The 6,285-nt window shown below is 74.9% G+C and carries 6 protein-coding genes; 5 read left to right on the plus strand and 1 reads right to left on the minus strand.

The window, feature by feature from the left end; genetic code table 11:
• Positions 1-113: 113 nt before the first annotated feature.
• On the plus strand, positions 114-1,421 hold the full coding sequence (locus tag PLP61_RS14005) for a geranylgeranyl reductase family protein (protein ID WP_324503362.1): 1,308 nt from the start codon (positions 114-116) through the stop codon (positions 1,419-1,421).
• Here PLP61_RS14005 and PLP61_RS14010 read toward each other — a convergent pair.
• Complete coding sequence (locus PLP61_RS14010) at positions 1,330-2,427, minus strand: acyltransferase family protein (protein WP_324503363.1); 1,098 nt, start codon at positions 2,425-2,427, stop codon at positions 1,330-1,332. The two genes, PLP61_RS14005 and PLP61_RS14010, sit on opposite strands and share 92 nt — an antisense overlap.
• A gap of 50 nt (positions 2,428-2,477) precedes the next feature.
• On the opposite strand from PLP61_RS14010, the gene PLP61_RS14015 reads away from it, so the two are divergent.
• The 4 genes from PLP61_RS14015 to PLP61_RS14030 form a co-directional block, all read left to right on the plus strand.
• Complete coding sequence (locus PLP61_RS14015) at positions 2,478-3,347, plus strand: NUDIX domain-containing protein (RefSeq protein ID WP_324503364.1); 870 nt, start codon at positions 2,478-2,480, stop codon at positions 3,345-3,347.
• A gap of 157 nt (positions 3,348-3,504) precedes the next feature.
• The gene (locus PLP61_RS14020) at positions 3,505-4,161 is read left to right on the plus strand and encodes an HAD-IA family hydrolase (RefSeq protein ID WP_324503365.1); all 657 of its coding nucleotides are present in this window, start codon (positions 3,505-3,507) and stop codon (positions 4,159-4,161) included.
• A 50-nt stretch (positions 4,162-4,211) separates the two neighbouring features.
• Positions 4,212-5,489 carry a hydroxyacid-oxoacid transhydrogenase gene (locus tag PLP61_RS14025; RefSeq protein ID WP_324503366.1) on the plus strand — a complete coding sequence of 426 codons (1,278 nt, stop codon included), beginning with the start codon at positions 4,212-4,214 and terminating at the stop codon, positions 5,487-5,489.
• Positions 5,486-6,285, plus strand: an 800-nt coding sequence (locus tag PLP61_RS14030) for an FAD-binding oxidoreductase (RefSeq protein ID WP_324503367.1), incomplete at its 3' end; no start/stop codon positions are given. The genes PLP61_RS14025 and PLP61_RS14030, both read left to right, overlap by 4 nt.

The following is a 6,285-nucleotide window of genomic DNA, read 5'->3' on the forward strand; positions in this document are numbered from 1 at the left end:
GGCTCTACGGCTCGGTCTGAGCGCGGCGAGACGGTCTGCCGCACCGACATCGGGTGTCCTCGAGGCACCCTTCCGACGCGTGGCTGCGGGGCCTGCGACCGCTCGCGCCTCCGGTGCCCGACCCGACCCGACCCGCGGCCCCGACCGCCGCTGCGACCGCCGCTGCGACCGGCGGGGCCGGGGCGCGTGAGCCACTGAGCACCGACGTGCTCGTGGTGGGCGCCGGGCCGGCCGGCTCCGCCGCGGCGACCTGGGCGGCCCGGGCCGGCCTGGACGTGCTGCTCACCGACGCCGCCGTGTTCCCCCGCGACAAGACCTGCGGCGACGGACTCACCCCCCGTGCGGTCGGCGAGCTCACCAGGCTCGGGCTGGAGGAGTGGCTGCGGGCGCACACGGTGAACCAGGGCCTGCGCGCCCACGGCTTCGGCCAGACCCTGCTGCTGCCCTGGCCCGGGGGCACCCTGCCGGACTGGGGGTCGGCGGTGGCGCGGACCGAGCTGGACGACCACCTGCGCACGACCGCGATCAAGGCCGGGGCCACCGCGCTGGACGGCGTCCGCGCCGTCGGCGTACGCCGCGACGGCGGCCGGGTGACCGCCGTGGAGTTCTCCCGCGAGGGCGAGCGCTTCGAGGTCGCCTGCCGAAGGCTGGTGGTCGCCGACGGGGTGCGCTCGCCGCTGGGCAAGCTGCTTGGCAGGGTCTGGCACCGCGAGACGGTGTACGGCGTGGCCGGGCGCTCCTACGTCACCTCCGAGCGGTCCGACGACCCCTGGATCAGCTCCCACCTGGAGCTGCGGGGGACGGCGGGGGAGATCCTCTCCGGTTACGGCTGGATCTTCCCGCTCGGCACGGGGGAGGTGAACCTCGGCGTCGGCACCCTGGCCACCGCGAAGCGGCCGGCGCACGTGGCGCTCCGCCCGCTGATGACGCTCTACGCCCGCGAGCGCCGCGAGGAGTTCGGGCTCTCCGGCGACCTGCGGGCCCCCACCTCGGCACTGCTGCCGATGGGAGGCGCGGTCTCCGGGGTGGCCGGCCCCAACTGGGTGCTGGTCGGCGATGCCGCGGCGTGCGTGAACCCGCTGAACGGGGAGGGCATCGACTACGGGCTGGAGACCGGCCGGTTCGCCGCGGAGCTGCTGGCCGACGGGACGGCCGACCTGGCCGGCGCCTGGCCCGCGCTGCTGCGTCACCACTACGGCGAGTCGTTCTCCATCGCCCGCCGGCTGGCGGGGCTGGTCACCGTGCCCCGGCTGCTGCCCACCCTGGGCCCGGCCGGGATGCGCTCGGACTGGCTGATGACCCTCGCCCTGCGGTGGATGGGCAACCTGGTCACCGACGAGGACCGGGATCGGGCGGCGCGGGTGTGGCGCTGGGCGGGCCGGAGGTCGTTGGCCCGGGACCCTCGTCCGCCGTTCTCCTGAGCGCGGCCCGACGCCGCTCCCAGCTGCCGATCGGGTCCACCGCCCACACCAGCCGCCGGCGTACCGGCGGACTGGCCAGCAGCAGCGCCAGGCCGACCGCCCCCAGCGTGGTGACCAGTGTCCCGACGACCGGGTGCGCCACCGCCCACTCCGGCCAACCGAGGTAGTCGGCGTAGCGGATCGGGAAGCCGTGGAAGAGGTAGACGATCATCGTCGCCGAGCCCATCGCGGCGAACCAGCCGCCGCGGCGAGGGATGAGGGCGAGCACGCTGAGCGATCCCACCATGCCGAGGCCGATCACGATGGCCCGCACCTGCATCGCGGGCAGCGGGTGCCAGCCGAGGTCCTGGTAGCCGGCGTCGTAGTACAGGAACGCGGTGCGGGCCCACTCGTCGGTGGAGTGGGCGGCGACCAGGATGCCCACCATGGCGAGCACCGCGAGCCCGCGCACCCAGCGCCGGTCCATGGTCCTCAGCGAGGCCGGGGTCAGGTAGAGCCCCAGCACGAAGAACGGCAGCAGCCCCATCACCCGGGCCAGGCAGAGGATCTGCCCCGACCACAGGCCGCCCACCAGGCTGACCACGACCGAGAGCGGGAACACCACCGCGGCGTTCACCCGCAGCAGCGGCGTCGCGAGCCGCCACATGATGAGGGCCGGCAGGTACCACATGGTCCAGTGCGGCACGATCCACAGGTTGCCGGTGCTGACCTGCCCCAGCCAGTGCCGGAAGTAGTAGAGCGCCGGCTCGAAGAGGAGGTAGGGGACCAGCAGGGTGGTGACCAGCGAGCGCAGGTGCCGGCGGTCCCACCGGAACGACCGGGACAGGTAGCCGCTGACCAGCACGAACGCCGGGATGTGCCAGAAGAACAGGAAGTCGTAGAGCCAGCTCGCGTAGCCCGTGGAGATCAGCAGCCCCCAGGCATGCCCCACCACCACGGCGGTGACCAGGAACATCTTGGTGTTGTCCAGCCATGGATCGCGCTGCCGGGTCGAGCTGGAGCCCACCTAGCGAGGGTAGACCGCACCCGCACGGGCGCCGGGCATAGGTTGGCAGGGTGAGGGCTCTTCCCCGGCAGCAGCGGGTCGCGGCGTACGCCGTGGTGCTCCGTGACGACCGGATCCTGCTGTGCCGGCTCTCCCCGCGGATCTCGCGCGAGGAGCTGTGGACCCTGCCCGGTGGGGGGGTGGACCACGGTGAGCACCCGCGGGACGCGGTGGTCCGCGAGATCCAGGAGGAGACGGGGCTCGACGCCGAGGTGGGCGACACCGCGCGGGTCTACTCGGCCCACCTGCCCGGGGTCAGGCGGGACGGGAGGCGGGTGGACGCACACGCGCTGCGCATCGTCTACGACGGGTGGGTGCCCCCCGACGCGCCCGAGCCCCAGGTGGTCGAGGTGGACGGCTCCACCGCCGAGGCGGCCTGGATCCGGCTCCGTGACGTGCTGGACGGCACGGTCTCGGTGGCCGCCCTGGTCCTCCAGGCTCTGGCCGACCACCGGCCCTTCCAGCGGCAGCGGGTCGCAGCGTACGCCGTGGTCCGGCGCGGGGAGACCGTGCTGCTGACCCGGCTCTCCGCGCGCGCCCACCACCCGGGGCTGTGGACGCTGCCCGGCGGCGGGATCGACCATGGGGAGCCGCCCGCCGTGGCGCTGGCCCGGGAGGTGGCCGAGGAGTGCGGGGTGGCGTGCCGGGTCGGAGACCTGCTCGACGTGCACGACCTGCACTTCGCGGGGACCGCCCCCTCCGGACGGCACGAGGACTTCCACGGGATCCACCTGCTCTTCGCGGCGACCGTGCCCCCCGACGCGCAGCCACGGGTCGCCGAGGTCGGCGGTACCACCGACGCGGTCGCCTGGGTGGCGCTGGCCGAGGTGGCCTCGGGTGCGGTGCCGGTGACCGACGTGGTGCGCGCCGCGCTGGGGTGAGGCGCGGTCGGTTTCCCACGCCCGGGCGGGGAAACCCGCACCTGTCGCGGGCTGCAACCCCCGACAGGTGACGGCTTGCCCCGCGAGGTCGCAGAAGCGTCCCGCCCTGGGGAACCACCAGGGGGTACGTCGGACCCGCCGCCGCTACCGTGGGCCGGTGGCTGGGGTGCAACGGAGGCAAGGGCTGCTGCTCGACGTCGGGGTCGTGCTCCTCAAGTCGGCCTGGGAGATCGCCGACGAGTTCGAGCGGCTCCACGGGCTGGCGCCGCGGACGATCCCGGGCCGCGGGCCCTTCGACCCCGGGGGCGACCCGCTCTGGGAGCGCCACCTGGCCGGTGAGCTCACCGAGCGGGACTACTGGCTCGGCAACGCCGAGGAGGCGGTCCGCCGCGGCGCCCCGCTCGACGGCCACCCGCACCTGATGCGCGCGATGTTCCAGAGCCCGGGGATCGACCCGGCCCGGCCGGCAGCGGTCGACCTGCTCCGCCAAGCCCGGGCCACCGGGGTCACCACCGCCGTGTTCAGCAACGAGCTGATGGACTTCCAGGGGCGGGAGTGGGTCGAGGCCCAGGCGTGGTTCCCGCTGTTCGACGTGGTGTTCGACGCGACCGAGCGGGGCGTCCGCAAGCCCACCCCCGCGGCGTACGACGCCGTCGTAGCGGACGTGAACCTGCCCGCGGGGAGCCTGGTCTTCGTCGACGACAACCCACGCTACGCGCAGGCCGGCGCCGACGCGGGCATGCAGGCGGTGCTGCTGGACGTGCTCGACCCCGACGCGGCCTTCGCGGAGGCCGCCCGGCTGCTCGGGATCTGACCGCCGAGCCGAAGCCCATGCGGCCGCCTCGAGACGGCACACTGGCCCCTATGGCGGACTCCACGCAGCGCGAGAGCGTCTTCACCTACGCCGCACCTGGCCTGAAGTTCGGCGTAGGCGCGTCGGCGGAGATCGGCTTCGACCTCCAGCAGTACGCCGCCCGCCGGGTGCTGCTGGTCACCGACCCCGGGGTGGCGGCCACCGGCCACCCGGCGCGCATCGCCGAGCAGCTGGCCGCCCGGGGACTCGCCGTGACGACGTACGACCAGGTCCACGTCGAGCCCACCGACGCCTCGATGGAGCACGCGGTCGCCGTCGCCCGCGAGGCCGGCCCGTTCGACGCCGTCGTCGCGGTCGGGGGCGGCTCGGCGATCGACACCGCGAAAGCGGTGAACCTGCTCACCACCAACCCCGGCGACCTGACCGACTACCTGAACGCGCCGGTCGGCCGGGCCCGCGCGCCCGAGCACCCCCTGCTGCCCCTGGTGGCGGTGCCGACCACGACCGGCACCGGCAGCGAGAGCACCACGATCTGCGTCCTGGACGTGCTGGCGCTCGCGGTGAAGACCGGGATCAGCCACCCCCGCCTGCGACCGACCCTGGCGGTGGTCGACCCCGCGCTCACCCTCACCCAGCCCGCGCAGGTCACCGCCGCCGCCGGGATGGACATCGTCTGCCACGCGCTGGAGAGCTACACCGCCCGCTGGTACGCCGACTTCGCTGCCAAGACGCCCGAGCAGCGGGTCCCCTACTGCGGGGCGAACCCGATCGCCGACCTGTGGGCCGAGCGGTCGCTCTCGCTCCTCGCCGGAGCCTTCCGGGCCGCGGTGGCCCACGGCGACGACCTCGAGGCGCGCACGCAGATGGCTCTCGCCGCCACGTTCGCCGGCCTGGGGTTCGGCAACGCCGGCGTGCACGTGCCGCACGCGAACGCCTACCCGATCGCCGGCCGGGTCCGGTCGTTCCGCCCGGAGGGGTACCCGAGCGCGGAGCCGCTGGTCCCGCACGGGATGGCGGTCTCGCTGACCGCTCCCGCGGCCTTCCGGTTCACCTTCGAGGCTGCGCCCGAGCGCCACCTCACTGCCGCGCGGCTGCTCGACCCCGGGGCCACCGGCAGCGGTCCGGACGTGCTGCCGGAGGTGCTGCGCCGGCTGATGCGCGACGTCGGACTGCCACCCGGCCTCGCGGCGGTGGGGTACGCCGACCCCGACGTGGACGGCCTGGTCGAGGGCGCGCTGCGCCAGCATCGGCTGCTGGCGACCGCGCCGAAGGACGTCACCGGTGAGGACCTGGCGGCGATCTTCCGGGACTCGATGGAGCTCTGGTGACCCGAGAGGTCGCCGAGGAGCTGCGGCGGGCCGGGGTCACCGACGTCGACTCCTCCACCCTGGCCCGCGCGCTCTACTCCTCCGACGCCTCGCTGTACCGGGTGGTCCCGGACCTGGTGGTCCGCCCCCGGCACCGCGACGAGCTGGTCGCGGTGCTCGAGGTGGCCCGGGGGGCCGGCCTGCCGGTCACCATGCGCGGGGCCGGCACCTCGATCGCCGGGAACGCCGTCGGGCCGGGGCTGGTGGTCGACTGCGCCCGCCACCTCGACCAGGTCCTGTCCCTGGACCCGGAGCGGCGGCGAGCGGTGGTGCAGCCCGGTGTCGTCCACGCCACCCTGCAGCGGGAGGCGGCCCGGCACGGGCTGCGCTTCGGCCCCGACCCCTCCACCCACACCCGCTGCACGGTCGGCGGCATGATCGGCAACAACGCGTGCGGGTCGCGGGCGCTCGGCTACGGCCGCACCGCCGACAACGTCGCCGCGCTCACCGTGGTGCTCGGCACCGGCGAGGTCCTCGACCTCCCCGGTCGCGACGGCGCGGCCCCGGCGGCGCTGAGGTCCCTGGTGGCCGCGCACCTCGGGCACGTGCGCACCCATTTCGGCCGCTTCTCCCGGCAGGTCAGCGGCTACTCCCTGGAGCACCTGCTCCCCGAGCGGGGCGCCCGGCTGGAACGCTTCCTGGTCGGCTCCGAAGGCACCCTCGGGGTCGTGCTCGAGGCCGAGGTCGAGCTGGTGGCCGACGAGCCCTGCCGGACGCTGCTGCTGCTCGGCTACCCGGCGATGGCCGACGCGGCCGA

The sequence above is a fragment of the Nocardioides sp. genome (assembly GCF_035429765.1).
Taxonomy (GTDB): domain Bacteria; phylum Actinomycetota; class Actinomycetes; order Propionibacteriales; family Nocardioidaceae; genus Nocardioides.

What these genes read in the sequence shown, in the direction of transcription:
- PLP61_RS14025 (WP_324503366.1), top strand. Translation starts at nt 4,212, where the DNA reads ATGGCGGACTCCACGCAGCGCGAGAGCGTCTTCACCTACGCCGCACCT.